Raw genomic sequence first — 25496 nt, 5'->3', positions numbered from 1 at the left:
GTCAGGCGACGCTGCCGCGACGGTGCTCGTCCGGGTCGTCGTCGCCGCTCACCGGCGGATGCGACTGCGGGCCGCGGTCGGGATCGAGCCCCTCGGCATCGAGGGCGGCGAGCTCCTCTTCGAGGCGACGGATGCGCTCGTCCTGATCGGCGATCGAGACGCTGCGCAGGCTCCCGAGGAAGTCGGGGTTGTCGTCGGGTGCGCGGAAAGCGTTCTGGGGCCGCGCTCGGCCGCGACCGACCACGAACCACATCACGCCGCCGATGACCGGAAGCAGCACGACGATGACGATCCACAGCGGCTTGCTGACGCCGCGGTGACGAGTGGGCGGCTGCAGGGCGCAGTCGACGATGCTGTACACCCAGAAGGCGATCAGCAACAGCGCCAGAGGCAGCAGGATGCGCACCACCCCTCCATCCTAGGCGGCGCGCGCCGTGCGAGATCCGAGGACGGCGCACCGACGCCACGCGCGTAGGCTGGACACATGCGTGTCCGTTCGGCCCTCGTCTACACCGTCCTTCGTCTTCTGGTGTTCGTCGTGCCGTTCGCGATCATGATGCTCTTCCCGATCATGCGCGAGTACTACTGGCTGTCGGCGATCTTCGCCGCGCTCATCGGGCTCAGCCTCTCGGTGCTCTTCCTGCGCCGCCCGCTCGACGATCTGACCGCCGGTCTCGCCGCGCGCCGGCGTGCCCGTCGCGACACCGACGAAGACGCCGAGGATGCCGCGGCCGACCAGGTCGCCTCGACGCCGTCGGAGTGAGCCCGTCGGCGGCTCCTCGAGCGGGCGCGCTCAGCCGGTGAAAGCCCAGTAGAGCAGCAGCGACAGGGCCAGCGAGGTCAGCGAGGTCAGCCCCAGCGCGACGACCAGCTCGCGCGGTGCGCGGTACGTCCAGACGATGAGCACGGCGCACGCCGCGGGGATCAGCGCGAGCATCGCCAGCCATGCCAGCGGGTAGAACACCGCGAGGATGGCGACGAGGGCGAAGGCGATGACGACGAGCGCGGTGAACAGCACCTGCGTGGCGCGCCGACCGATGCGCACCGTGAGGGTGCGCTTGCCGGCGAGACGGTCCTGATCGATGTCGCGGAGGTTGTTCGCCAGCAGCACGGCGCAGGCCAGCAGGCCGGCGATCACGGCGCCGAACCAGCTCTCCTGCGGCACCGTGCCGATCTGCACGAACGTGGTGCCCACCGTGGCGACGAGACCGAAGAACACGAAGACGAACAGCTCGCCCAGTCCCGCGTAGCCGTAGGGACGCTTGCCGCCGGTGTAGAACCACGCGGCGACCAGGCAGGCGGCGCCGATGAGCGCCATCCACCAGTAGCCGGTGCGGACGATGATGGCCAGACCCGCTGCCGCGGCGATCGCGAAGAAGACGAGGGCGACCGTGAGCACGGTGCGCGGCTTCGCCCGGCGCGAGGCGGTGAGGCGGGCGGGACCGACCCGATGGTCGTCGGTGCCGCGGATGCCGTCGCTGTAGTCGTTCGCGTAGTTGACGCCGATCTGAATCGCCACCGCCACGACCAGGCAGCACAGGGCCAGCACCCAGCGCAGCGGCGTCCCGTCGAGACGAGCCGCCCCCGTGCCGATGACCACGGGCGCGACGGCGAGCGGGAGCGTCCGTAGGCGCGCGGCGCCGATCCAGTCGCGCGCGGTGGCCCGTGTCACGTGCGCGGGATCGCCCGACACACGCGCGCGCTGCGGATTGCCGCGCGGCTTCTGCTTCGCGTGATGCGCCGCGCGCGACTTCTTCTTCCGGGTGCTGCCTGCCACGCCAGAATCCTATGCCCGGATGGGCATGGATCCGCTGTGACGGCGTCGCGGACCTCAGCGCTCGGGAGCGATCCGCTCGGCCCACGCGCGCGCGAGCGCCGCCAGGGCCGGCCGGTCGGGCTTGCCACTGGCGAGCATCGGCAGTCGCGGCACCCGCAGGACGGCACGGGGCCGAGCCGGCGCACCGAGCTCATCCCCGACGAGCCCGCGGAGGGTCGGAAGGTCGGGATCGGCCTCTGCATCCGCGGCATCCGACGTCACCCCCGCAGCCACGACGATCGACGCCTCACCCCAGCGCTCGTCGGCGACCGGCACGACGACCGCATCGACGAATCCGGGGACGGTGCGGACGATGCGCTCGACGCGATCGAGCGAGATATTGATCCCGCCCGAGACGATGACGTTGTCACGGCGACCCGTGACGGTCAACCGACCGTCGAACCGCCCGGCGTCGCCGGTGCGGTACCAGCGCACACCCGCGTCGTCGCGCACGAACGCGGCGGCGGTGCGCTCCGGCTCGCCGAGGTAGCCGTCCGCGAGTGTCGGTCCCGACACGTGCACCTCCCCGTCGACGATGCGCACGCCCACGCCGTCGAGCGGGATGCCGTCGTACACGCAGCCGCCGGCCGTCTCACTCGATCCGTACGTGCGCACGACACGGATGCCGGCCTCGTTCGCGCGCGCGGCGAGCGCCGGCGGCAGCGCCTGGCCGCCCACGAGGACCGCGGCGAAGCCGGCGAGGGCGCGGCATCCGGCAGGGTCGTCGAGAAGCGTCTGCAACTGAGCAGGAACGAGGGACGTGTAGGTAGGCACCCGCTCGCCCCCGCGACTGGACGCCATCGACGATGCCGCGGCGACGAACGAGGCGGCGCGGAACGGACCCGCCAGGACGGCGGGCTCGTTGCCGGCGACCAGCGCGCGCACCAGAACCTGCACACCCGCGATGTAGCCCGGAGCCAGAGCGAGCAGCCATGAGCCGCTGCCGAGGCGAGCGGCCGTCGCCATCGCCGATGACGTCAGGGCTGCCCGACTGAGTGCGACGGCCTTCGGGTAGCCGCTGGAGCCGGATGTCGTGACGACCACCGCTGTTCCGGCCGGCACGTCCCGGGGCAGCTCGTCTCCCCCGCCGAGCGCGATCGCCGGCCCCGCCCCGAGCACCGCCGAACGCAGACCCCGCAGCACCGCGCGGGCATCCGCTGCGTCGACCCTCTCCAGCCGCACGTTCGTCTCCGGGAAGGTCAGTAGTGGTACGGGTACGGCGACCAGTCCGGGTCGCGCTTCTGCAAGAACGCGTCGCGGCCTTCGACGGCTTCGTCGGTGCCGTACGCGAGACGGGTCGCCTCGCCCGCGAACACCTGCTGACCGACCATTCCGTCATCGATCGCGTTGAACGCGAACTTCAGCATGCGGATCGCCGTCGGCGACTTGCCGAGGATCGTCCGCGCCATCGCGATCGCTTCGCGCTCGAGCTCGGCGTGCGCCACGACGCGATTGACCGCGCCCATCTCATAGGCACGGGCGGCCGAGTACTCCTCGGCGAGGAAGAACACCTCGCGGGCGATCTTCTGGCCGACCTGGCGAGCCATGTACGCCGAGCCGTAGCCCGCGTCGAACGACCCGACATCGGCATCCGTCTGCTTGAAACGGCCGTGCTCGGCGCTGGCGATCGACAGGTCGCACACGATATGCAGCGAGTGTCCGCCGCCCGCCGCCCACCCGGGGATCACCGCGACGACGACCTTCGGCATGAAGCGGATGAGGCGCTGCACCTCGAGGATGTGCAGACGACCCGCACGGGCAGGATCGGGCGCCGTCGCGTCATCGGCGGCGTAGGTGTAGCCGTCACGACCGCGGATGCGCTGGTCACCGCCCGAGCAGAACGCCCAACCGCCGTCCTTCGGGCTCGGGCCGTTCCCCGTCAGGAGCACGACCCCGATGCGCGGGTCCTGACGTGCGATGTCGAGAGCGCGGTACAGCTCGTCGACGGTGTGCGGGCGGAACGCGTTTCGCACCTCGGGACGGTCGAACGCGATGCGCGCGATGCGACCGTCACGCGAGACGTGCGCGGTGATGTCGGTATACGCATCCGCACCCGGGGCGAGCATCCACTCCGCGGGGTCGAACAGCTCGGAGACGAAGGAGTCGGTCACCCGCCCAGCCTACGCGCGGGCGCCGTCATCCGGCCGGGGCGCGCGTCCTGCCCCCTCTACGCTGGAGCGGTGACGTCGCCCCACCGCATCCTGACCCTGCTCGCCGCCGGCACCCTCGCGCTCGGCCTGTCCGCCTGTGCGTCGACCGGCGATGCGCAGCGCGCCGAGACCGAATCGCCGACTCCGGCCGGCACGGCCGAGGCCGACGCTGCGTGCACCGGGTCGGAGGGTGTCACACTCACGGTCGATTCGTCGGCGCTCAAAGGCGGCTCATCCGAGACCTGGTGCATCATCGGGACGGGTTCCGTGACGATTTCGAACGCACTGAACTTCGTCGGCGTGAGCATCGAGGGCACGAAGCAGTACGGCGATCAGGTCGTCTGCCGCGTCAACGGGCTGCCCTCGGCATCCGCTCCGGTCGGCTCGGCGCAGGACCCGGCGTACATCGAGGAGTGCGACGCCATGCCCGCGGCGTTCGCGTACTGGGCGCTGTGGATCAAGCCGGCCGACGGAGCCTGGGACTATGCGCAGGAGGGCCTGTCGACGCTGACGGCACAGCCGGGTGAGAGCGTCGAGTTGCTGTTCACCCTCGACGGCGCCCCCGCTGCGCCCTCCTCCTGACCGGGTCCGTCGCCTGACCGGCACCGACGCGCGTACTCTCGGCGCGTGAGCTTCCGCCCCGGACCCCTGCGCGCCGCCCTCGCTCTGGCGGTCGGCTTCGTGGCGGTCCGGGTCGTGTACCGGGTGCTCTTCCACGGCGTGGACGGCACCGGCGCGGTGCTGCTGCCGCTGCCGGTGTGGCCCCTGGCACCGCCGCTCGCCCACGTTCGGATGTTCGGCCCGGTGACGGCCGACGGGCTGACGGCGGCCGTCGTCGGCGCACTCCCGATCGCACTGACCATCCTCGCCTTCGGGATGCTCAGTGCGCTGCTCGACCTGCCGCGACTGCTCGCGCGCGGCGCGCGACGTGGTCCCTTCCAGGGACTCGCGCGGGCACTGTCGATCGCGTGGGCCGCACTTCCGTCGCTCGCCGATGCGGCACGCACGGCGCGGAGGGCGCAGCGTCTGCGCGGCGAGCGCGGCTTCGGGATCGGCATCCGCGTGCTCGCGCCGGTGCTGGAGGCGACCATCGAGCGTGCCACCGCCGTCGGCGCGTCTCTGGAGCTGCGCGGCTACGCCGGTCGCACGATCGAGGGCGACTGCCGCTCTCCGATCGCGCACGGACCTCTCGCGCTCGGGTTCGGTGACGACACCGTCGTGACGATCGACGGGTCGAGCGTCGGGGCGGATGCGGTGAGCGACGGCATCCGCAGCGGCTCGCTGACGGTGCTCACCGGCGCCACCGGCTCGGGCAAGACCACCCTGCTGCGTGCCCTGGGCGGGCTGCACACCCATCTCGACGGCGGGTGGCTCGACGGCGGCCTGTCGATCGCGGGGCACGATCGCGCCGACACCCCGCCGCGGGACCTGTCGCGGCTCGTCGGCGTGGTGCTGCAGAACCCCCGCGCCGGGTTCGTGACGACGAACGTGCGCGATGAGATCGGGCTGGCGCTGGAGCTGCGCGGGCTCGCCCGCGTGCTCGTCGACGAGCATGTTCGCGACGTCGCCGACCGTCTCGGCATCACGGCGCTGCTCGATCGGCGGCTGCGGGAGCTCTCCGCCGGCCAGGCGAGCCTCGTCGCCATCGCCGCCGCCATCGTCGAGCAGCCGGTGCTGCTGCTCGTGGATGAGCCGCTCGCCGACCTCGACCGCTCCGCGCGTGCCCGGATCGTGACGCTGTTGGGCGCGCTGGCGCACGAGGCCGGCATGTGCGTCATCGTCGCCGAGCACCGCGGCGCCGAGCTCGCCGGCGTCGCCGACGTGTGGCTGCATCTCACCGCGGCATCCGCAGCGACACCCGCGACCGTCACCACCCGACCCTCGCCGTTCACAACTCCGGAGTCTCGACCTCCCCTCCCCACCGAAGGGCCGTCGCGGGCAGCGACCGCAGCGGATCTCCGGAGTTGTGAACCGGCGCTCTCGACGCGGGTGACCGTCCGCTACGGGCAGCGGCTGGCCGTCGACGATGTCGCCGTGACGCTGCACCCGGGCGAGGTGGTGGCGCTGGTCGGGCCCAACGGAGCCGGCAAGTCGAGCCTTCTGCTCGCCCTCGCGACCGGCGAGCACGCCCGTGACGTGCGGCTCGTGCCCGACGACGCCGACGCGCTCTTCGTGCGCGACACGGTCGCCGCGGAATGTCGCCGCGCCGACCGGCGGGCGCACCTGCCGGTCGGGACCACCATCGCCCGCGTCGCCGCGCTGCTCGGACGCGACGAGCAGGCCCGACTGCTGGGGCCTCGGCATCCGCGCGACCTGTCCGCGGGCCAGCGGCGGTGCCTGGCGCTCGCGATCCAGACGGCGACGCGCCCCCGGGTGCTGCTGGTCGACGAACCGACGCGCGGACTCGACCCCGACGCCCGGCGGATGGTCGATGCTGCCGTCACGCGCATCGCGGCGGCCGGGACCGCCGTGCTCGTCGCGACCCATGACGCCGCGGTGATCTCCCGCGCCGACGTGGCGCTCGGCATGGACGCCGGTCGCCTATGCGCCGCGGGCACCACCACCGCCGCCGCGGCCCCCGCCACCGCCGCCGGGGCCCCCGCCGCCGCGCCGAGCGCAGACCGCGGCGCGACGCATCAGCCGCGTGCCGAACTCCTCCGCTCCGCGCGCACGCAGCCTTCGGAGGCGGCCATAGCCGCCGAACCGGACGAGATCGGAGGAGTTCGGAACACACGAGCGCAGACCACCGCCCGGGGACGGCGGCCACGCCCCGCGCTGACCGTCGCGCTGGTCGCGGCGAACGTTCTCGCCGCCGCCGCGTTCCTGTGGCCGCTCGCCGCGACCGCCCTCCCCGCACAGGCGCAGGCTGCCGTCGGGCCGATCGCGCTGGCTCTCGCGCCCCTGGCCGCGCTCGCCACCCTCGCGGCGCTCGACACGACGGTCCGCTCCGCCCAGACGCTGGCACTGCTGGCAGTGCTCGCCGCCATCGGGGCAGCCGTGCGCATCGCGAGCACCGGTGTCGGCGGCGTGGAGGCGCTGTTCGTGCTTCTCATCCTCGCCGGACGCGCGTACGGCGCCCGTTTCGGGCTGCTGCTGGGTGCGGCATCCGTGGGGCTGTCGGCGTTGCTGTGGGGAGGCGTCGGACCATGGCTGCCGTTCCAGATGTTCGCGTGCGCGTGGGTTGCGGCCGGCGCGGGCCTCCTGCCGCGCCGGGTGCGCGGCGGGGCGGAGATCGCGATGCTCATGGGATACGGCGTCGCCGCCGCGTACGCGTTCGGACTCATCATGAACATGTGGTTCTGGCCGTTCGCCGTCGGTGGTGGAACATCGATCTCGTATGTTCCCGGGGCGCCGCTGCCGCAGAACATGGGCGCCTTCCTCGTCTACTCGCTCGTGACCTCGACTCTCAGTTGGGACACGGTGCGCGCGCTCACCTCGATCGTCGGCATCTGTCTCGTTGGTCGCGCCGTGCTGCGATCCCTACGCCGGGCCAAGCCGGTGGCCGCCGCACCATCGCCGCCCCCCCACCGGCGCGAGCCCTCGGAGTGCGCTCGCTAGAGTCGAATCATGACCGCAACGATGCGCCCTTTGACGGCCGACGAGATCGCCGCCGACGCATTCCTCGCCCTGCTCTGGGAGGCCGCAGGAGTCGACACCGACGCCCTCATCCGCATTCGCGACGTCGAACTGCCCACGATGACCGTGGTCGGGACGGTCGAGGACGGCCGGGTGCTCGGCTTCGCCGCGTTCGGCGCCGACGCGCACGGCGCAGATCGCGCGGAGCTGCACTACATCGCCGTCGCACACGAGGCACGCGGAACGGGGCTCGGCTCTCGTCTCGTGGATGCCGCGCGCCGCGCCGACCCGACGCGACCCCTCTATGCGAGCACCGATGACGACGCCGTCGACTTCTACCGTCGCCTCGGCTTCGTCGTCTCCGACGCGCCCGGCGACCCGCGCTGGCCGACGCGGCAGCGCTACGACTGCCTCCTGGAACCCCTGGGCGACCCGGCCGAGGCTTTGACGACCACGGCGCGCAACGGAGGCCGCGACTGATGCTCACCGTCGGGTCGGTGGTGATCCGCGTCGATGATCTGGCGCGAGAGATCGCCTTCTGGACGGCGGCACTCGACTACGCGGCGCGCGAGCCCGTCGGCGACGACTTCGCACTGCTGCATCCGCGCGACGGTGTCGGCGTCAACGTGTCGCTCGACGCCGTCGCGGCTCCGCGCGTGCTGCCGCCGCGCATTCATCTCGATCTCTACGCGGATGATCAGGATGCCGAGGTGCGCCGACTCGAAGCGCTCGGGGCCCGTCGGGTGCACTGGGACAAGCAACCGCCGGATGCTGACTACGTCATCATGGAGGACCCCGAAGGCAACCGCTTCTGCGTCGTCGCGGCCGGTTAGGCGGGGACGGGCATCCACGCGGCGTGGGAGAATGGGGCACGGCGTGATCCACCCGAGGATGCCGCCGGAAGGACGAATCGTGCAGATCAGGAACTCCTCGGACTGGCGCGATGCCCTCCCCTTCGAGCTGCCGGTTTCCGCAGCGGAGGCCGTGCCTGGCGATGCCACGCGATGCTCCGGCTGCGGTCCCACGAGCGAGCCGTGGCCGCGCGAGGCGCTGTGGGTGGTGAAGCACCGGCATCCGACCAACCCCGCCGGTTTCGTGCGCTTCTACTGCGCCGATCACAAGCCGGCCGCGAAAATGGCTCCGGCCGCCGCGGCGGCGCCCGAACGCGCTCGCCGCACGCGGGCTGCCGCCGGTTCTGCTGCGCCGCGCAAGGCACCCGCCCCGATCATCCCCGAGCGCGAGGCCGTCCTCTGCCCCGACTGCTTCGTACAGGTTCCCGCCACGGGAGTCTGTGGCATGTGCGGCGCTCGCGTCAGCTGACGCCTGGCCCTCATCCCCGGCTTCGGCGCCGGCAACGCGTCGCCATCGATACGTGATCTCCGGCAGGATGACGCCATGGATGCGAATCGACGGAACAAACTGGCTCTCGCCACCGCTGGAACGGCGGTCGTGGCGGTCTACGCGGCCTGGGCGGCGATCCACATCCTGATCGTGAACCCGCTCGCCGCGATGCCCGGGCATACGGTCGGTGAGATACACGACACGATGACGGCGGCCAAGCAGTGGTCGGGGCCGCTCCGCGTCTACATCACCCTCGCTATCGGCCCCGTCCTCGCGATCGCCGCGCTCATCATCACCGTCCGCCGCAGCGATCTCTCCGTCGCCTCGATCGTGAGCGTCTACCTCGCGCTCATCGTGCTCGGCGCCCCTGGCTATTTCTGGGCATCGTTCGATATCGGCATGGGGATGGCCGACACATTCCAGATCAACGGCGGCGACTACTCGCCGTGGGCCGCACCACTGTACGCCCTGAGCTTCGCGACGCTCGTCGCACTGATCGCCGTCGGCGCGTCGGACCTGCTTCGCCGTCGGCGCCGGCAACGCGTCGCCGGCGCCAGCCGCTAGCATCGCGGCATGGTCGTCCTGCACCGCCTCACCCCGGCCATGGATGGGGCGCGGAGAGCGGTCCTGCTGCCCGGGCGCGGATACACGGCGCAGGCGCCCCTGCTCTCATGGAGCGGATTGCTGCTCGCCGAGGAGGGGTGGGACGTCTACGCCGTCGAGTGGACGGATGCCGCGGCCGAAGATCCGGCGGTGTTCCTCCACAGAGCCTGGGCAGAGGTGACGGCAATGCTCGACGGCGTCCCCGATCTCGTCGTCGCCAAGTCGCTCGGCACTTTCGCCGCGCCCCTGGCGATCGCCGCCGGCATCCCGGGCATCTGGCTGACACCGCTGGTGCGTCACGACGTCGTCGCGGATGCGCTGGGTGCGGCATCCGAGGATCATCTCGTCGTGGCGGGAACCGCGGATACCGCGTGGCGCCGAGACCTCATCGCCGGCACACGAGCTGCCGTCACCGAGATCGCCGACGCCGACCACGGCCTGCTGATCCCGGGCGACTGGCGTGCCTCGTACGCCGCTCATCAGGCGGTTTTCGGCCGCATCTCGGCCCACGTCGCCGCCCTACCGCCGATCTGAGCACCGACGGATGCCGCGGCCGCCTCAGACCGAGAAGTACTTCGCTTCGGGGTGGTGGAAGACGAACGCGTCGGTGGACTGCTCGGGGTGCAGCTGCAGCTCGTCGCTGAGTTCGACGCCCATGCGCTCCGGACGCAGCAGTTCCACGACCTTGCGGCGATCCTCCATGTCGGGGCACGCCGGGTAGCCGAGCGAGAACCGCGCGCCGCGGTAGTCGAGCGCGAAGAGGCCGGCGGTGTCGGTGGGGTCCTCCGCGGCGAAGCCGAGCTCGGCGCGGATGCGGGCGTGCCAGAACTCGGCGAGCGCCTCGGTCAGCTGCATGACCAAGCCGTTGAGCTCGTAGTAGTCGCGGTAGCGGTCTTCGGCGAACAGCTTCGCGGTCACGGCGTCGATCGCCCCGCCGGCGGTCACGAGCTGCACGGGCAGGACGTCGACCTGGCCCGACTCGCGCGCGCGCACGAAGTCGGCGAGGTTCAGGTGGCGGTCGCGCCGCTGCCGCGGGAAGTGGAAGCGCAGGCGGTCGGCTCCGAGCGGGCCGCCCGAGCCGCCATCGGGTGCGAGCAGCCCCGCTCTCCCCAGCACACCCGACGGGTCGTCGCCGTGATGCAGCACCACGATGTCGTCACCCTCCGACACGACCGGGAAGTAGCCGTAGGCGACCGACGCGTCCAGCATGCGCTCGGCGAGGATCCGGTCGAGCCAGTACCGCAGCCGCGGGCGCCCCTCTGCCTCGACGAGCTGCTCGTACGACAGCGCGCCCTCGCCGCGTCCGGGCCTGAGCCCCCACTGCCCCATGAACGTCGCCCGCTCGTCGAGGAACGCGGCGTAGTCGGCGAGCGCGATACCGCGGACGATGCGCGTGCCCCAGAAGGGCGGTGCGGGCACCGGGTTGTCAGATGCCACGTCCGACCGCGCCGGCATCGCCTCGGGCTCGGTGAGGGTCAGGCGTGACCCCGCGGCGTGGATGCGCTTCTTCAGCGGCGGCAGGCCGACGGCATCCGGAGCCTCGCCGCGCGCGACGCGCACGAGCGGCTCCATGAGAGCGAGCCCCTCGAACGCATCCTTCGCGTAGCGCACTTCGCCCTCGAACAGTTCGGCGAGGTCCTGCTCGACGTATGCGCGGGTGAGAGCCGCGCCGCCGAGGATCACCGGCCACCTCGTGCCGAGGCCTCGGGCCATGAGCTCCTCGAGGTTCTCCTTCATCACGACGGTGGACTTCACGAGCAGGCCGCTCATGCCGATGACGTCGGCATCGTGCTCCTCGGCGGCGGCGATGATGTCGGCGATCGGCTGCTTGATGCCGAGGTTGATGACGGTGTAGCCGTTGTTGGTGAGGATGATGTCGACGAGGTTCTTGCCGATGTCGTGCACGTCGCCGCGCACGGTCGCCAGCACGATCGTGCCCTTGCCGGCCTCGTCGGTCTTCTCCATGTGCGGCTCGAGCAGGGCGACCGCGGTCTTCATGACCTCGGCGGACTGCAGCACGAACGGCAGCTGCATCTGCCCCGACCCGAACCGTTCGCCGACGACCTTCATGCCCTCCAGCAGGTGGTCGTTGATGATCTGCAGCGGCGTGAGGGCGGGCGCCTCCGGACCGCCCGCGCGCGCCAGATCGAGGTCGGCCTCGAGCCCTTTCAACTCGCCGTCGATGATGCGGCGCTCCAGCCGCGCGCCCACCGGCAGGGCGGCCAGCTCGGCGGCGCGCTGGTCGCGCAGGGCCGCGGTGTCGACCCCGGCGAACAGGTCGAGCATCGTCGCGAGCGGATCGTAGGTGAGGGTGCCGTCGGCATCCCATTCGCGCCGATCCCAGACGAGGTCCAGCGCGACCGTGCGCTGCTCGTCGGGGAGCGAGGCCAGCGGCACGATCTTCGCTGCGTCGATGATGCCGCTGGTCAGCCCCGCCTGCGTCGCCTCGTGCAGGAACACCGAGTTCAGCACAGAGCGGGCGGCGGGGTTGAGACCGAACGAGACGTTGGAGACGCCGAGCGTCGTGTTGATGCCGGGGTACTTCGCGACGAGGGCCCGGATCGCCTCGATCGTCTCGATGGCATCGCGGCGGGTCTCCTCCTGGCCCGTCGCGATCGGGAACGTGAGGCAGTCGACGATGATGTCCTCGACCCGCATGCCCCACTCGCCGACGAGCTCGTCGACGAGGCGCGACGCGATGCGCAGCTTGTCTTCGGCCGTGCGCGCCTGACCCTGCTCGTCGATGGTCAGCGCGATCACGGCGGTGCCGTGCTCCTTGACGAGCGGCATGATGCGCCCGAAGCGGGATGCCGGGCCGTCGCCGTCCTCGTAGTTCACGGAATTGACGACGGGCCGGCCGCCGATCAGCTCGAGGCCCGCCTGGATGACGGCGGGCTCGGTCGAGTCGATCACGAGAGGAAGAGTGGATGCCGAGGCGAACCGCGACACGACCTCGCGGATGTCCGCAACGCCGTCGCGGCCGACGTAGTCGACGCACACGTCGAGCAGGTGCGCACCGACGCGGATCTGCCCGCGTGCGATCTCGACGCAGTCGTCCCACCGAGCCTCGAGCATCGCTTCGCGGAAAGCCTTCGACCCGTTCGCGTTGGTCCGCTCCCCGATCGCGAGGTAGCTGGCATCCTGCCGGAACGGCACGTGCTGATACAGCGACGCGACGCCGGGCTCCGTCTCGATCGCCGGTGTCAGCGAGACACCGTTCTCGCGCCGAGACACCGGTGCACTCTCGGTGTCTCGGTGCCCGGGCGGTGTCTCGCGGTCAGGGGGAGGGGACGCCACGGGGAGATGGCCGACCCGCTCCACGACGGCGGCCAGGTGCTCGGGCGTGGTGCCGCAGCATCCACCGATGAGGCCGATGCCGAACTCGCGGACGAACTGCTCGTGCGCGCTCGCGAGTTCCGCGGGCGTCAGAGGATAGTGGGCGCCGTCGGCGGTGAGCACCGGGAGCCCCGCGTTGGGCATGCACGCGATCGTCACCGACGAGTGCTTCGACAGGTGGCGCAGGTGCTCGCTCATCTCGGCGGGGCCCGTCGCACAGTTCAGGCCGATCGCATCGACGCCGAGCGGCTCCAGTGCGGTGAGCGCCGCACCGATCTCCGAACCCATGAGCATGGTGCCGGTGGTCTCGACCGTCACCTCGACGAAGATCGGCAGACGGATGCCGCGGGCCACGATCGCCTGCTTGCAGCCGTTGATCGCCGCCTTCGTCTGCAGGAGGTCCTGACTGGTTTCGACGAGGAAGGCATCCGCTCCCCCGTCGATGAGGCCCTCCGCCTGCAGCGCAAAGGTCTCCTTGAGGTGCGCGTAGGTCGTGTGCCCGAGGCTCGGCAGCTTCGTTCCCGGGCCCATCGACCCGAGCACCCAGCGCATGCGACCGTCGGCGCTCTCGGCAGCCTCGGCGCGTTCCCGCGCGATCCGCGCGCCGGCGGCAGCGAGCTCCGCGATGCGGTCGTCGATGCCGTAGTCGGACAGGTTCGACCAGTTCGCACCGAACGTGTTCGTCTCCACGGCGTCCACGCCGACGGCGAAGTAGGCGTCGTGGATCTCGCCGACCACGTCGGGCCGCGTGACGTTGAGGATCTCGTTGCAGCCCTCGAGTCCCTGGAAGTCGGTGTCGACCTGCAACTCGTGGCGCTGCAGCATGGTTCCCATCGCACCGTCGGCGATGACCACCCGCTCCGACAGGGCGCCCAGCAGCGCCTGCGCGCGAGCGGTGCGGGGCACTCCGTCGATGTCGAGCGCGAAGCGGCCGGTGGGCGCGAGTGAGGCGGTCACCGCCCGATTGTCCCACGGCTGTCCGGCACCGGCGCGGCGCGGCAGGATAGGGGCATGAGTCTGCCCCGCGTCGCCGATCTCCTCGCCACGGCGCACGTCGTCTCGCTGCCCCTCGTCACGCGCTTCCGTGGCGTCGAGCACCGCGAGGCGGTGCTGTTCGAAGGTCCCGAAGGCTGGACGGAGTTCTCACCGTTCCTCGAGTACAACGACGCGGAGGCCGCCGTCTGGCTGGCGGCCGCGATCGACTACGGCTGGCATCGTCAGCCCGCGCCGGTGCGCGATCGCGTGCCGGTCAACGCGACCGTGCCTGCCGTGGCCGCCGATGACGTGCCGAGTGTTCTCGCCCGCTTCGACGGGTGCCGCACGGCGAAGGTCAAGGTCGCAGAGACCGGGCAGACGCTCGCAGACGACGTCGCGCGAGTCCGCGCGGTGCGCGCGACCATGGGGCCCGAGGGCCGGGTGAGGGTCGACGCCAACGGGGGCTGGAACGTCGATGAAGCTGAACACGCGGCCCATGCCCTGGCCGCGTTCGATCTGGAGTACCTCGAGCAGCCCTGCGCGTCGATCGACGAGCTCTCCGAGCTGCGCGAACGCCTCGCCGACTGGGACCTGCCCATCGCCGCCGACGAATCCGTACGCAAGGCCGCCGATCCGCTGGCCGTCGCGCGCGCCGGGGCAGCCGACCTCCTCGTCGTCAAGGCGCAGCCGCTCGGCGGCGTCGCCCGCGCCCTGTCGATCGTCGACGAGGCGGGGCTTGCCGCCGTGGTCTCCAGCGCCCTCGATACGAGCGTCGGACTCGCGATGGGGGCAGCCCTCGCCGCCGCCCTGCCGGATCTCCCCTACGACTGCGGCCTCGGCACCGCGTCGCTGCTCGCCGCCGACGTCACGCGCGCACCTCTCCGGCCCGTCGACGGCAGCCTGCCGGTCGGCCGGGTGACACCGGATGCCGCGCTCCTGGCCCGCCACGCGGCATCCGCCGACCGTCGCTCCTGGTGGCTCGAGCGGCTCGAGCGCTGCGCCGCACAGCTCTAGGAGGTCGAGGAGCCGCTAGGAGCGGAACGCGGCCGCGCCGCCGTCGGAGACGAGCGCCGGCACCAGGGCTTCGATCCGGCGACGCAGGTCGTCCGTGATGCTGTCGGAGGACTTGCCCTCCAGCGTCGCCGTCGTGCAGGTCTCGTTCGAGACATCGAGGAGCACGCGCGCCGCGTCGCGCACCGGCATCCGCAGGGTGAGACCGTAGGTCGCGACGATGTGCTGCAGAAAGCCCTCGATGCGTTCGAGCACGCGGCGCTGCAGGGTGAGGAAGGCCTCGGCCAGACGCTGGTCGCGCAGAGCCTGCGCGCGGATCTCGGTCAGCAGGTGCGGATCCATCTCCTCGCCGAACGGGGCTCCGAGATGACCGACGAGATCGGAGATGTCGATCTGGCCATCCGCGGAGAGGCGCTGCACGCGACTCTCCACCGCGTCCAGCTTGGCGTCCGACAGTCGCGTGACGAGCGCCAGGAACAGCTCGTCCTTCGTCTCGAAGTTGGAGTAGAACGCGCCGCGCGTGAAGCCGGCCCGCTCGCAGATCGCCTCCACCGAAGCGGCATCCATGCCCACCTCCGAGAAGACCTCGTGAGCGGCATCCAGCAGTCGAGCGCGGGTCTGCTCCCGGCGCTGGCTGGGCGGGCGGGCGGCATCCGTGCGGTCGGCGATGTCGGTCACGGTCCCTCCCTCCCTCGACGACGGCGCCGCCGCCGTTGTCGCGTCTCAGTTCACATCGAGTGCTCAGGATTGCGCGAATCCCTGCTCTTAGGATACATCTGTGTATCGGATACAGCGGTGTATCGAACATTCCCTGTCCGTCACTGTCCCGAACGTCTGAACCGGAGCACCCCGTGTCCACACTTCTGTTTTCGCTCGGCCGCTGGTCGTACCGCCACTCCTGGCGGGTCCTCGTGTCGTGGCTGCTGCTGCTCGGCGTGATCGGCGGTGCCGTCGGGGTGGGTGTCGCCACGGGCGCCGTGAAGGGGTTCGACAACTCCTTCTCCATTCCGGGGACGGAGGGCCAGGAAGGCCTGGAGCTCCTCAACCGCACCTTCCCCCAGGCAGCCGGCACCAGCGCGCAGTACGTGATCGTGGCGGCGCCCGGTCAACACGTCGACGACGAGCCCTACAGCGGCCAGATCGCGGCCGCCGTCACGGATCTCGGAAAGCTCGACGGGGTGCTGGCGGTCACCGATCCGTTCAACAAGAACGTGACCGGCATGGTCAGCGACGACGGTCAGGCCGCGCTCATCCGCCTGCAGTTCGAGGGCACCGTCACCAATGTCCCCGCCGCCACGAAGACCGCCTTGCAGGACATGGCCACGAGTCTCGGCACAGCCCTCCCCGCGGGGTCGACGGTCGTGGTCGGTGGTGACCTGTTCTCGACCTCGCTGCCCAGCCTGTCGGTGACGGAGATCATCGGCGTGCTCGTGGCGCTGTTCGTCCTCATCGTCACGTTCCGCTCCCTCGCCGTCGCGTGGTTCCCCCTCGTCAGCGCGATCATCGGGGTGGTGCTCTCGGTCGTGCTGATCTTCGCCTCGACGGCCTTCGCGACGGTGTCCTCCACGACGCCGATGCTCGCGATCATGCTCGGGTTGGCCGTCGGCATCGACTACGCGCTGTTCATCGTCGCGCGACATCAGGACCAGGTGCGCGCCGGTATCGATCCCGAGGAGTCGGCCGCACGCGCGACCGGCACCGCCGGCTCCGCCGTCATGTTCGCCGGCGTCACGGTGCTGATCGCGCTCGTCGGCCTGGGCTTCGCCGGCATCCCCTTCCTCACCACCATGGGCCTGGCGGCCGCGGGCGCCGTCGCCGTCGCCGTCGCGGTCGCCGTCACCCTCACGCCGGCCCTCCTCGGCTTCGCCAAGGGCCGTGTCGCCGGGTGGCCGCGGGGTCTCGGGCGCGGCATCCCGCTCGGGCGGCGTCGCCGCGCGGCGCGTACGCGCGAGGATGCCGAGAACAGCGCCGCACCGGTGGCGTCGGCAGCGCCGAAGAAGACGAACCCGTGGGTGGCGCTCGTCACCCGGCATCCGGTGGTCAGCGCCCTGTCGGTGATCGTGGTGCTCGGCGTCGCGGCGATTCCCGCATCGAGCCTGCAGCTCGCGCTGCCGAACGCCGGCATGCAGCCGGCGTCGAGCGAGGCGCGACAGGCCTACGACCTGACCGCCGAGCACTTCGGTCCGGGCGCCAACGGGCCGCTCATCCTCACCGGCACGATCGTCACCTCGACCGACCCGCTGACGCTCATGGCCGACCTGAAGGCCGACGTCGAGAAGATCCCGGGCGTGAAGACGGTCGCCCTCGCGACCCCGAACCAGACCGCCGACACGGGACTCGTCCAGATCGTGCCGACCACGGCACCGGACGCCCCGCAGACGGCCGATCTCGTGCGGGAGCTGCGTGCCCACCACGACGAATGGCTGCAGAAGTACGGCATCGACCTCAAGGTCACCGGCTTCACCGCGATCGCGATCGACATCTCCGACCGTCTGGGCGCCGCCCTGGTGCCCTTCGGACTGTTCGTGGTCGGCTTGTCGTTCATCCTGCTGATGATCGTGTTCCGCTCGATCTGGGTGCCGCTGAAGGCGACCCTGGGCTACCTGCTGTCGATCCTCGCCGCGTTCGGCGCCGTCGCGGCGGTGTTCGAGTGGGGCTGGCTGGCCGACGCGCTGCACGTCACGCGGACCGGGCCGGTGATCAGCTTCATGCCGATCATCCTCATGGGCGTGCTGTTCGGGCTCGCCATGGACTACGAAGTGTTCCTCGTCTCGCGCATGCGTGAGGACTACGTGCACACCCGCCGCGCTCGCGGCGGACGAGCCGATCGGCAGACGGCCGTCGGCGCCGTGCGCAGCGGGTTCACGGCATCGGCGCGCGTGGTGACGGCCGCCGCGGTCATCATGTTCGCGGTCTTCGCCGCCTTCATTCCCGAAGGCGATACGTCGATCAAACCGATCGCGCTCGGGCTCGCCGTCGGCATCGCCGTCGACGCCTTCCTGGTGCGCATGACGCTCGGGCCGGCCATCATGGCGCTGCTGGGCGAGAAGGCCTGGTGGATGCCGAGGTGGCTCGACCGCGCACTGCCGCACTTCGACATCGAGGGCGAAGCCGTCGAGCGCGAGCTCGCCCTGACCGCGTGGCCGGAGCCCGGCTACACCGGCGCGCTGGCAGCGGACGAGCTGTCCGTGCGCGTCGAGGGCGGCTCGGGCGTCGGTGACATCACGCTCTTCCACGCCGAGTCCATCCGGCTCGAGCAGGGCGGCACGCTCCTGGCGACCGCGGCCGACCCGCGCGCCGGTCGCGCCTTCGTCCTCACCGTCGCCGGTCGGGTCGATCCCAGCGAGGGGCGCCTGCGTGTCGCGGGCCATCTGCTGCCCGGACGCGGCGCCTGGGTGCGCGCGCACGTCGGCGTCGCGCTGCTCGACGGTGCCGCCGCGCCCCTCACGGAGCTGCGGCGAGCGCTCGCCGGCGGAACCACCATGGTCGCCATCGACGGTCTCGACACCCTGAACGGAGCCGATCGCGATCAGGCCGCCGCGCTGCTGCGCGATGCGCAGGAGCGCGCCGCAGCCCGCACCGCCCGCGGCGGCGCTCCGACCCATCCGCTCACCATCGTCGCCTCCGCCCGTCGCGAGGGCCCCGCCCTCGACGTGCTCGCCGACGCCCATCGCCAGAGCGTGACCGCACTGGCGCTCACCACCGGCACCGCCGACTCTCCCACGCAGGTGATCTCCGCATGACTCTCTCCCTCGAACGCGCCCGCTCCCGTCGCCCCGTCACCTGGCTCACCCTGCTCGGGGTACTCCTGCTGCCCGTGCTGATCGGCGGCATCCTGCTCGCGGCGCTCTACAACCCCACCGAGCGTCTCGACAATGTCCGCGCCGCGATCGTCAACAACGACAAGCCGGTCACGATCAACGGGCAGACCGCGCCGTTGGGGCGCCAGCTCACCGCCGGACTGGTGGAGGGCTCCCCCGATGTGCCCAGCAACCTCGACTGGGTGATCTCCAACACCGACGATGCGGCCACGGGCCTCGCCGACGGCAGCTATGACGCCGTGATCACGATTCCGGAGAACTTCTCCGCCGCGGCGACCTCGACCGCACCGGGCAAGACGCCCGAGAAGGCCACCATCCAGGTGCAGACCGCGCCGGACGGCCGCGTCGTCGACGCAGCGATCACCGCGACGATCACGCAGACGGCGGCATCCGTGTTCGGCAGCGCCGTCTCCGAGCAGTACCTGACGAATGTGCTCATGGGGTTCACGAACCTGCACGACCAGCTCGGCCAGGCCGCCAGCGGCGCCGACCAGCTCGCGAGCGGCGCGCAGCAGGCGGCCACCGGCGCCGCACAGCTGCCCGGCGGTGCCACCGCGCTCGCCTCGGGCGCGGGGCAGCTCGGCACCGGGGCGAGCGAGCTGTCGTCGGGGCTCGACAAGCTGACGACCGGCGCCAACGATTCCGCGGCGGGAGCCGGCCAGCTCGCCGATGGGCTGACACAGCTGTCCGCGCAGTTCACCTCCACGGCTCCGAACACTCTCGGCGGCACGGTGTCGACCACGGCGCAGTACGCGTCGGCGACGGCGTCCGCGACCCAGAAGCTCGCGGGCACCTACCAGGAGCTGCTCGTCGCGAACCACTGCATCCCACCGCAGACGCCGACGACGCCGGAACAGGGTGCCGTCTGCGTCGCGCTGAGCTCATTGGCCGACGGTGTCACGCAATCGGCAACCAACGCGGGCTACGCGGCGGGATACGCGAACGGCCTGAAGAACGAAGCCGTCCCCGAGACGGTCAAGGGAGTGAACCAGCTCGCCGGCGGTGCGCAGTCCTTGCAGTCCGGCCTCGGCCAGCTCGCGGGCGGCATCGGCCAGGCGGCCACCGGCGCCACCGGACTGTCCACGGGCGCCTCGCAGCTCGCCGACGGCGCCACGCAGCTCGCCGACGGTGCGAGCCAGCTCAGCACCGGCGTGAACCAGCTCGCCACCGGGTCCAGCTCGCTCGCGCAGGGACTGGATTCGGCGGTCTCGCAGATCCCGACCTACTCGCAGCAGCAGGCCGACGCCACCGCCAAGGTCGTCGCGAACCCGGTGAGCGCGGACGGCATCGGCACCAACCTCTTCGGTGCCTCCGCGATCCCGCTCCTGGCGATGCTCGCGCTGTGGTTCGGAGGCCTCGGGTCGTTCATCGCGCTTCAGGCCGTGCCGCGGCACGCGCTGAGCTCGCGGCGGCCGTCGGTGCTCCTGGCGCTGCGCAGTCTCGCCCCGGCCGCCGGCATCGGAGCAGCCCAGGGTCTGCTCGTCGCGGGAGTCGCCCAGATCGCGGCGAACTACGACGCCGGCACCTGGTTCGCGTTCGCCGGCCTCGCCGTCGTCGCCGGTGTCTCGTTCGCGGCGGTCAACCAGGCGCTGGTCGCGGTCTTCGGGGGCGCCGGCCGCTGGATCTCGACGCTCGTCGGGGTGCTCGCGGTGGCGACCGGGATCGTCTCGACCATCCCCGGCGTGCTCGCCTCCATCGCGGGAGTCATGCCCACCGCCCCCGCCTACACCGCACTGCTGGCGGCGATCACTCCCGCCGGCGGCCTCGGTGCGGGACTCGCCGGCATGATCGCGTGGGCGGCACTGGCGTTCGTCGCCACGACGATCGCGGTGACCCGCCGCCGGACGGCGAACACCCGGGCGCTGCTCGCGGCATCCCCCGCCCTGGCCTGACCCCGCCCGCGCGCCACAAAACGGCTCGCGCTGCGACAACATCCGCAGCGCGAGCCGTTTTCTGCAGCTCACACCGGCCCGGCGACCGTGCGGACGTCTCCGTCCGGGCGCCCGCGGCGCGGGCTCAGTTCAGGCCGCTGTAGACGTGCAGGCCCTTGAAGAACAGGTTCACGATCGTGAAGTTGAACATCACCGCGGCGAAGCCGACGATGGACAGCCACGCCGAACGGGTGCCTCGCCAGCCGCGGGTCGCCCGCGCGTGGATGTAACCGGCGTAGAGCACCCAGATGACGAAGGTCCACACTTCCTTCGTGTCGAAGCCCCAGTAGCGTCCCCACGCGTCGTTGGCCCAGATCGATCCGGCGATGAGGGTGAAGGTCCAGAAGATGAAGCCGATGATCGTGAAGCGGTAGGCCAGCGCCTCCAGGACGTCGCCGGCCGGCAGCGTCCGCAGGAAGCGCAGGCCGCGGCGGCGCGGCGCGGCGGCGGCGGCCTCGTCCGATGCGGACAACGCCGCGATCGCCAGCCGCTCCCGGCGGGTCTGCATCAGCTGCAGCACCGACAGCGCGAAAGCGAGCGCGAACAGCGCCGTCGCGAGTGACGCCACGAACACGTGGATCACGAGCCACACGCTCTTCAGCGGATCCGAGAGGGGAACGACGGCGGTGTAGAACCAGATCACGGTGCCGCCGAGCAGCACGACGACGAGCCCGGTGATGAAGGTGCCGAGGAAGCGCAGGTCGTACTTGAACAGCACGACCAGGTAGACGGCGACGATCAGCATCGTGCCGGTGAGGGCGAACTCGTACATGTTCGACCACGGCACGCGGCCCGAGGCGACGCCGCGCAGCACGTCGCCGGCGACGTGGAAGAGGAAGCCGAGCACCGTCAGCGACGTGCCGATGCGCGCCCACAGGTATCGCGTGCGACGAGCCAGCGGCGCCTCCAGCTCCGCCTTGGCCGCCTGCTGCTCGGCCCGCATCTCATCGAGAGACCCGCCGAGCGCGGTCGACCCGGATGCCGAGACGCCCGCGACCGCGCCGACCAGCTCGCGCTGCTTCGCGGCATCCTTCTGCTGGATGGCGATGTCGGAGCGGCGTCCGAGGTCGATCGCGTAGGCGATGAACGCGAGCGCGTAGATCGCGACCGCGGTCCAGACGAGGAGCCGGGAGATTTCGTCGAGAGGGAGGCCGTCGGGCATGACGATCAGTCTACGTCGGCGTGCTGTGGGCCGGACCGGTCACGACCGGCCGGGGCCGCCAGCCCGACCCTCGGATGCCGCGACCGCTTCGCCCGCCGACCCGGCCGTGCCCGCGGCGTCCATTGCCGTGCCGTGGTCGCGGACGAGGTCGGCGACGGCGACCGCGATCGCAGGGTCCTCTCCACGCGCCAGACCCGCGTACTCGAGGTGCACCACACCGTCACCCGGCGTGGCCTTCACCCACATGCGCCGGCGCGGGATGAACAGCGCCGCGAGCAGTCCCGTCAGGGCGACGATCGCGAATCCGAGCACCCACGGCGCGCCGACGTCGCGGTGGATCGACAGCGACACGTAGCGCTTGACCTGCTCGCGAGCCCCGCTGGCCTTCGCGTCGTCGAACGTGATCGTGCCGAGACCGTTCGGCAGATCGACGGTCTGCCCCGGTGCGAGCTCGAGCGAGGGGACGTCGATCTTGCGGCCCGTCAGCTGCGTCATGCCGCTGACATCCAGCGCGTAGACGTTGCGGGGCGTGCCGTCGTCGATGCCGAGGTCGCCCGTGTACACGTCGAGGGTGAGCACGGGGTTCGCCAGCGACGGATAGTACGACGTCAGCGCACCGGTGTCCATCTTGACCGCCGTCGGATAGAAGAACCCGACGAGACCGACCTGCTGCGACAGCCCGTCGGGAACCTTGATGACCCCGAGCGAGGTCATCGTCGCGCCCTGCGGCAGGAACTCGACGTCCTCGTGCAGCACGACGTCGCCCGACGGGTTTCGCACCGTGATGGTCGGCGCGTAGCCGTTGCCCATGAGGTAGACGCGGTCGCCGGCCATGTCGATCGGGTGGTTGACCCGCACGGTCTGCTGCTGCGGGTCGTGTCCCGGCTCGCGGGTGGTGAGGTTCGCGGCGAAGTCCCCGGCCTGCCCCTGACCGGCCTGCCCGATGGGCACGTAATTCACGTCGAAGCTGTCGAGGGTGAGCGAATACGGCGGCAGCGCGTTCGTGTCGACGAAGCGACCGGGGTTGAACGAGGTGTAGCCGAGCCCGAGGGAGTTGACGAAGCTGTCGCCTTCGACGATGACGGTCTGGCCCGTATAGGTGAGCCCCCCGCCGACACCGACCGAGATGAGCACGCCGACGAGCGCGGCATGGAAGACGAGGTTGCCGGTCTCACGGGCGTAGCCGCGTTCGGCCGACACGGATGCCGTCGCGGGCCGCTTCGCCGTCGCGGCGGTGTCATAGCGCTCGACGCGGTAGCCGGCCTTGCGCAGCTGGGCCTGGGCGAGCTCGACCGCGGCGACGGCGGCCGCCTCGGCATCCTGCCCCGGAGCGACGATGCGCTCCGCCTCGGCGTGATCGTCGAGTCGCGACAGGCGCGCGGGCGTGCGCGGCGGGCGGGCACGCAGCGCGTTGAAGTGGTGCTTGGTGCGCGGGATCACGCAGCCGATCAGCGAGATGAACAGCAGGATGTAGATCGCCGAGAACCACACCGACGAGTACACGTCGAACAGCTGCAGACCGTCGAGGATCGGGAACAGGCCCGGGTTGTCGGTCTTGTACTGCAGCACGCCGTTGGGGTCGGCGGTGCGCTGGGGCACGATCGAACCCGGAATCGCCGCGATCGCGAGCAGCAGCAGCAGCACGAGCGCCGTGCGCATGCTCGTCAGCTGCCGCCAGCCCCACCGCAGCCAGCCGATCACGCCCAGCTGCGGCTGGGCGATGGCGGCGGGCGTCGCGGCATCCGCGTGGTCGGCCGGACGCAGCGGATCGCTGGTGCCCGTGCCGTCAGAGCGGGAGTTCGACACCGCCGATCACCCCCGTGAGCTGCGACATCGCCGCGGTCCAGAGCCCGGTGACCATGAGCAGCCCGAGCACGATCAGAAGCACGCCGCCGATGATGTTGACGGCGCGGATGTGGCGACGCAGGAACGCCACCGAGCGGGTCGCCCAGCCGAAGCCCACCGCGAGCAGCAGGAACGGGATGCCGAGTCCCAGCGAGTACGCGACGGCGAGCAGCACCGCGCGGGTCGGGTCAGCCTGGGTGAGGGAGATCGAGAGGATCGCCGCGTAGGTCGGGCCGATGCACGGCGCCCAGCCGATGCCCATCGCCACGCCCAGCAGCGGCGCGCCGACCAGTCCCAGACCGCTGCGCACCTGCGGCTTCATCGTGCGCTGCGCGAAGCCGAACAGACCGAGGAAGACGAGGCCCATGATGATCACGACGACGCCCAGCACGCGCGTGAGCACCTCGCCGTACTGGAGGAAGAAGCGGCCGAGGGTTCCGGCGAGCACCCCCATCGCGACGAAGACGACCGTGAACCCGGCGATGAACAGCACCACCCCCAGCAGCAACCGGCCGCGGCCGGTGCGCGTCGGACGACCGCTGCGGCTGCCGGCTCCCCCGGAGGCGCCGCCGAGGAACCCGAGGTAGCCGGGCACGAGCGGCAGCACGCACGGCGACAGGAACGACACGAGACCCGCGAGCATCGCGATGGGGATCGCGAGCCAGAGCGCGCCGCTGAAGACGACGTCGCTCACGTGGTCTCCGCGACGACGTCGTTGATGATCGTCTTGAGGATCGACTCGCTCTCGACACGGCCGATGAATCGCGCCGCGACGCGGCCTTGCCGATCGAGCACGAGGGTGATCGGCACGGACTGCAGCGGCGTCCACGACGCGAACGCGAGCTTGAGGTCGGCGTCGTCCTTGGCGAGCAGCGACGGGTAGGTGATGTTGTACTTCTCGTCGAACGCCTTCGCGCCCTCGGGCCCGTCGTAGATGTTCACACCGAGGAACTCGGCACCGGACGGCTGTACCGCCTGGTAGGTGCTCTCGAGCGTCGGCGCCTCCGCGCGGCAGGGGCCGCAGTTGGCGTACCAGAAGTTGAGGACCAGCACCTTGTCGGCGTAGTCGGCATTCGTCACCCTGGCCCCGTCGACCGCGGTGCCGCTGAACGAGACCGCACCGCCGCGGTCGCCGGGCGCGATCTCCTGCACACTGCCGTCGCCGGAGATGTAGCCCTTGCCGTCGCCCTGCTTGTACTGGTTCGCGAGGTCGTCATTCGCGCTGCTGCATCCCGCCAAGCCCGCGCCGAGCGCCAGGGCGAGAAGGGATGCCGCCAGCCGCGCGGTCGTCCGATGCTTCATACCGCTCCCACATCCACCGCGTGAGCCGTCGTGGCCGGCTCGACGTAGTCGACTTCGCGCCAGCGGCCGCCGGCGCGTTCGAAACTCGTGATGCTCGACAGGGCGCAGCGGCGCTTGCGCGGATCGTGACGCAGCGGCTGAGCGGCCACCGAGAGATGCGTGACCCAGATCGGCAGCTGATGGGAGACGATGACGACGTCGCCACCGTCGGCGTCGTTCCAGGCTTCGCTCATCGCGGCATCCATGCGGGCGACGACCTGCGCATACGGCTCGCCCCAGCTGGGGATCTCGGGACGCGCGAGATACCGCCAGTTGAGGGGGTTGAGCACGGCGCGCGTCATGCGCTTGCCCTCGAAGACGTTGGTGGGCTCGATCACGCGCTCGTCGATGATCGGGTCGAGTGCGAAAGCCTCGGCGACGGGCTCCGCCGACTCCTGGGTGCGCTGCAGCGGCGAGGCGTAGAGGGCGCTCACCGGGCGGCCCGACCCCTGCAGGTGGGCGGCGGCGCTGCGAGCCATCTCACGCCCGGCGGCACTCAACCGGAAGTTCGGAAGTCGCCCATACAGCACCCGCCCGGGATTGTGGACCTCGCCGTGGCGCACGAGGTGGAGGCGGTCAGCGGGCACC

Annotated in this window: 22 protein-coding genes; 11 read left to right on the top strand and 11 right to left on the bottom strand. The window is 71.2% G+C overall.

Translation table 11 applies throughout. From position 1 onward, the window contains the following. Position 1: 1 nt before the first annotated feature. The gene (locus PP359_RS11990; RefSeq protein ID WP_036317472.1) at positions 2-409 is read right to left on the bottom strand and encodes a PLD nuclease N-terminal domain-containing protein; all 408 of its coding nucleotides are present in this window, start codon (positions 407-409) and stop codon (positions 2-4) included. Positions 410-484: 75 nt separating this feature from the next. Here PP359_RS11990 and PP359_RS11985 point away from each other — a divergent pair, with 75 nt between their 5' ends. Beyond that, complete coding sequence (locus PP359_RS11985) at positions 485-763, top strand: DUF4229 domain-containing protein (RefSeq protein WP_039416516.1); 279 nt, start codon at positions 485-487, stop codon at positions 761-763. A 30-nt stretch (positions 764-793) separates the two neighbouring features. Here the strand turns inward: PP359_RS11985 and PP359_RS11980 are convergent, their stop codons facing one another. Genes PP359_RS11980 through PP359_RS11970 form a run of 3 tightly spaced genes read right to left on the bottom strand, consistent with a single transcriptional unit; the run spans position 794 to position 3927 of the window. Then, positions 794-1777 carry a 1,4-dihydroxy-2-naphthoate polyprenyltransferase gene (locus tag PP359_RS11980; protein WP_036317470.1) on the bottom strand — a complete coding sequence of 328 codons (984 nt, stop codon included), beginning with the start codon at positions 1775-1777 and terminating at the stop codon, positions 794-796. Between the two features lie 54 nt (positions 1778-1831). After that, entirely contained in the window at positions 1832-2998 is a 1167-nt protein-coding gene (locus tag PP359_RS11975) for an AMP-binding protein (protein WP_036317468.1), read from the bottom strand. Between the two features lie 17 nt (positions 2999-3015). After that, entirely contained in the window at positions 3016-3927 is a 912-nt protein-coding gene (locus tag PP359_RS11970; protein WP_036317466.1) for a 1,4-dihydroxy-2-naphthoyl-CoA synthase, read from the bottom strand. 69 nt (positions 3928-3996) lie between these two features. Between PP359_RS11970 and PP359_RS11965 the strand changes: the two genes are divergently transcribed. The 7 genes from PP359_RS11965 (at position 3997) to PP359_RS11935 (ending at position 10020) form a co-directional block, all read left to right on the top strand. Then, entirely contained in the window at positions 3997-4548 is a 552-nt protein-coding gene (locus PP359_RS11965; protein WP_499250678.1) for a hypothetical protein, read from the top strand. Positions 4549-4593: 45 nt separating this feature from the next. After that, the gene (locus PP359_RS11960) at positions 4594-7524 is read left to right on the top strand and encodes an ATP-binding cassette domain-containing protein (protein ID WP_499250677.1); all 2931 of its coding nucleotides are present in this window, start codon (positions 4594-4596) and stop codon (positions 7522-7524) included. A gap of 9 nt (positions 7525-7533) precedes the next feature. Further along, on the top strand, positions 7534-8022 hold the full coding sequence (locus tag PP359_RS11955) for a GNAT family N-acetyltransferase (RefSeq protein ID WP_476153236.1): 489 nt from the start codon (positions 7534-7536) through the stop codon (positions 8020-8022). Then, the gene (locus PP359_RS11950; protein ID WP_499250676.1) at positions 8022-8375 is read left to right on the top strand and encodes a VOC family protein; all 354 of its coding nucleotides are present in this window, start codon (positions 8022-8024) and stop codon (positions 8373-8375) included. The genes PP359_RS11955 and PP359_RS11950 overlap by 1 nt, the downstream gene beginning before the upstream one ends. A gap of 79 nt (positions 8376-8454) precedes the next feature. Continuing rightward, entirely contained in the window at positions 8455-8862 is a 408-nt protein-coding gene (locus PP359_RS11945) for a glucose-6-phosphate dehydrogenase (protein ID WP_083867937.1), read from the top strand. A 75-nt stretch (positions 8863-8937) separates the two neighbouring features. Further along, complete coding sequence (locus PP359_RS11940) at positions 8938-9447, top strand: hypothetical protein (protein WP_112931745.1); 510 nt, start codon at positions 8938-8940, stop codon at positions 9445-9447. A 9-nt stretch (positions 9448-9456) separates the two neighbouring features. Continuing rightward, entirely contained in the window at positions 9457-10020 is a 564-nt protein-coding gene (locus PP359_RS11935; protein ID WP_499250675.1) for a hypothetical protein, read from the top strand. Between the two features lie 24 nt (positions 10021-10044). On the opposite strand, the gene PP359_RS11930 is transcribed toward PP359_RS11935, so the two are convergent. Beyond that, complete coding sequence (locus tag PP359_RS11930; RefSeq protein ID WP_499250674.1) at positions 10045-13779, bottom strand: methionine synthase; 3735 nt, start codon at positions 13777-13779, stop codon at positions 10045-10047. Between the two features lie 54 nt (positions 13780-13833). Here PP359_RS11930 and PP359_RS11925 point away from each other — a divergent pair, with 54 nt between their 5' ends. Further along, a complete protein-coding gene (locus PP359_RS11925) occupies positions 13834-14811 on the top strand; it encodes an o-succinylbenzoate synthase (RefSeq protein ID WP_499250673.1) in 978 nt (325 codons plus the stop codon). 15 nt (positions 14812-14826) lie between these two features. Here the strand turns inward: PP359_RS11925 and PP359_RS11920 are convergent, their stop codons facing one another. Next, positions 14827-15486, bottom strand: coding sequence for a TetR/AcrR family transcriptional regulator (locus tag PP359_RS11920; protein ID WP_036317438.1), 660 nt, complete (start codon positions 15484-15486; stop codon positions 14827-14829). A gap of 173 nt (positions 15487-15659) precedes the next feature. On the opposite strand from PP359_RS11920, the gene PP359_RS11915 reads away from it, so the two are divergent. Further along, positions 15660-18551 (top strand): MMPL family transporter, encoded by a 2892-nt coding sequence (locus tag PP359_RS11915; protein WP_499250672.1) that lies wholly within the window; start codon positions 15660-15662, stop codon positions 18549-18551. Then, on the top strand, positions 18548-20521 hold the full coding sequence (locus PP359_RS11910) for a YhgE/Pip family protein (RefSeq protein WP_499250671.1): 1974 nt from the start codon (positions 18548-18550) through the stop codon (positions 20519-20521). Before PP359_RS11915 ends, PP359_RS11910 begins: the two co-directional genes overlap by 4 nt. Positions 20522-20645: 124 nt before the next feature. Here PP359_RS11910 and ccsB read toward each other — a convergent pair whose 3' ends face one another. The 5 genes from ccsB to PP359_RS11885 are packed head-to-tail and all read right to left on the bottom strand — an operon-like array spanning position 20646 to position 25495. Continuing rightward, complete coding sequence (ccsB, locus tag PP359_RS11905; RefSeq protein ID WP_499250670.1) at positions 20646-21722, bottom strand: c-type cytochrome biogenesis protein CcsB; 1077 nt, start codon at positions 21720-21722, stop codon at positions 20646-20648. A 39-nt stretch (positions 21723-21761) separates the two neighbouring features. Beyond that, on the bottom strand, positions 21762-23528 hold the full coding sequence (gene resB / locus PP359_RS11900; protein ID WP_499250669.1) for a cytochrome c biogenesis protein ResB: 1767 nt from the start codon (positions 23526-23528) through the stop codon (positions 21762-21764). Further along, positions 23509-24261, bottom strand: coding sequence for a cytochrome c biogenesis CcdA family protein (locus PP359_RS11895; protein WP_112931754.1), 753 nt, complete (start codon positions 24259-24261; stop codon positions 23509-23511). Before PP359_RS11895 ends, resB begins: the two co-directional genes overlap by 20 nt. Next, positions 24258-24869, bottom strand: coding sequence for a TlpA family protein disulfide reductase (locus PP359_RS11890; RefSeq protein ID WP_499250668.1), 612 nt, complete (start codon positions 24867-24869; stop codon positions 24258-24260). The genes PP359_RS11895 and PP359_RS11890 overlap by 4 nt, the downstream gene beginning before the upstream one ends. After that, positions 24866-25495: a histidine phosphatase family protein gene (locus tag PP359_RS11885; protein ID WP_294982417.1), complete on the bottom strand. Its 630-nt coding sequence runs from the start codon at positions 25493-25495 to the stop codon at positions 24866-24868. The genes PP359_RS11890 and PP359_RS11885 overlap by 4 nt, the downstream gene beginning before the upstream one ends. Position 25496: the final 1 nt, after the last annotated feature.

Source organism: Sphingomonas sp. BLCC-B65 (assembly GCF_028550675.1).
Classification (GTDB): Bacteria; Actinomycetota; Actinomycetes; order Actinomycetales; family Microbacteriaceae; genus Microbacterium.
The sequence above is the reverse complement of the archived record's forward strand: the minus strand, read 5'-3'. Positions and strand labels throughout refer to the sequence as shown.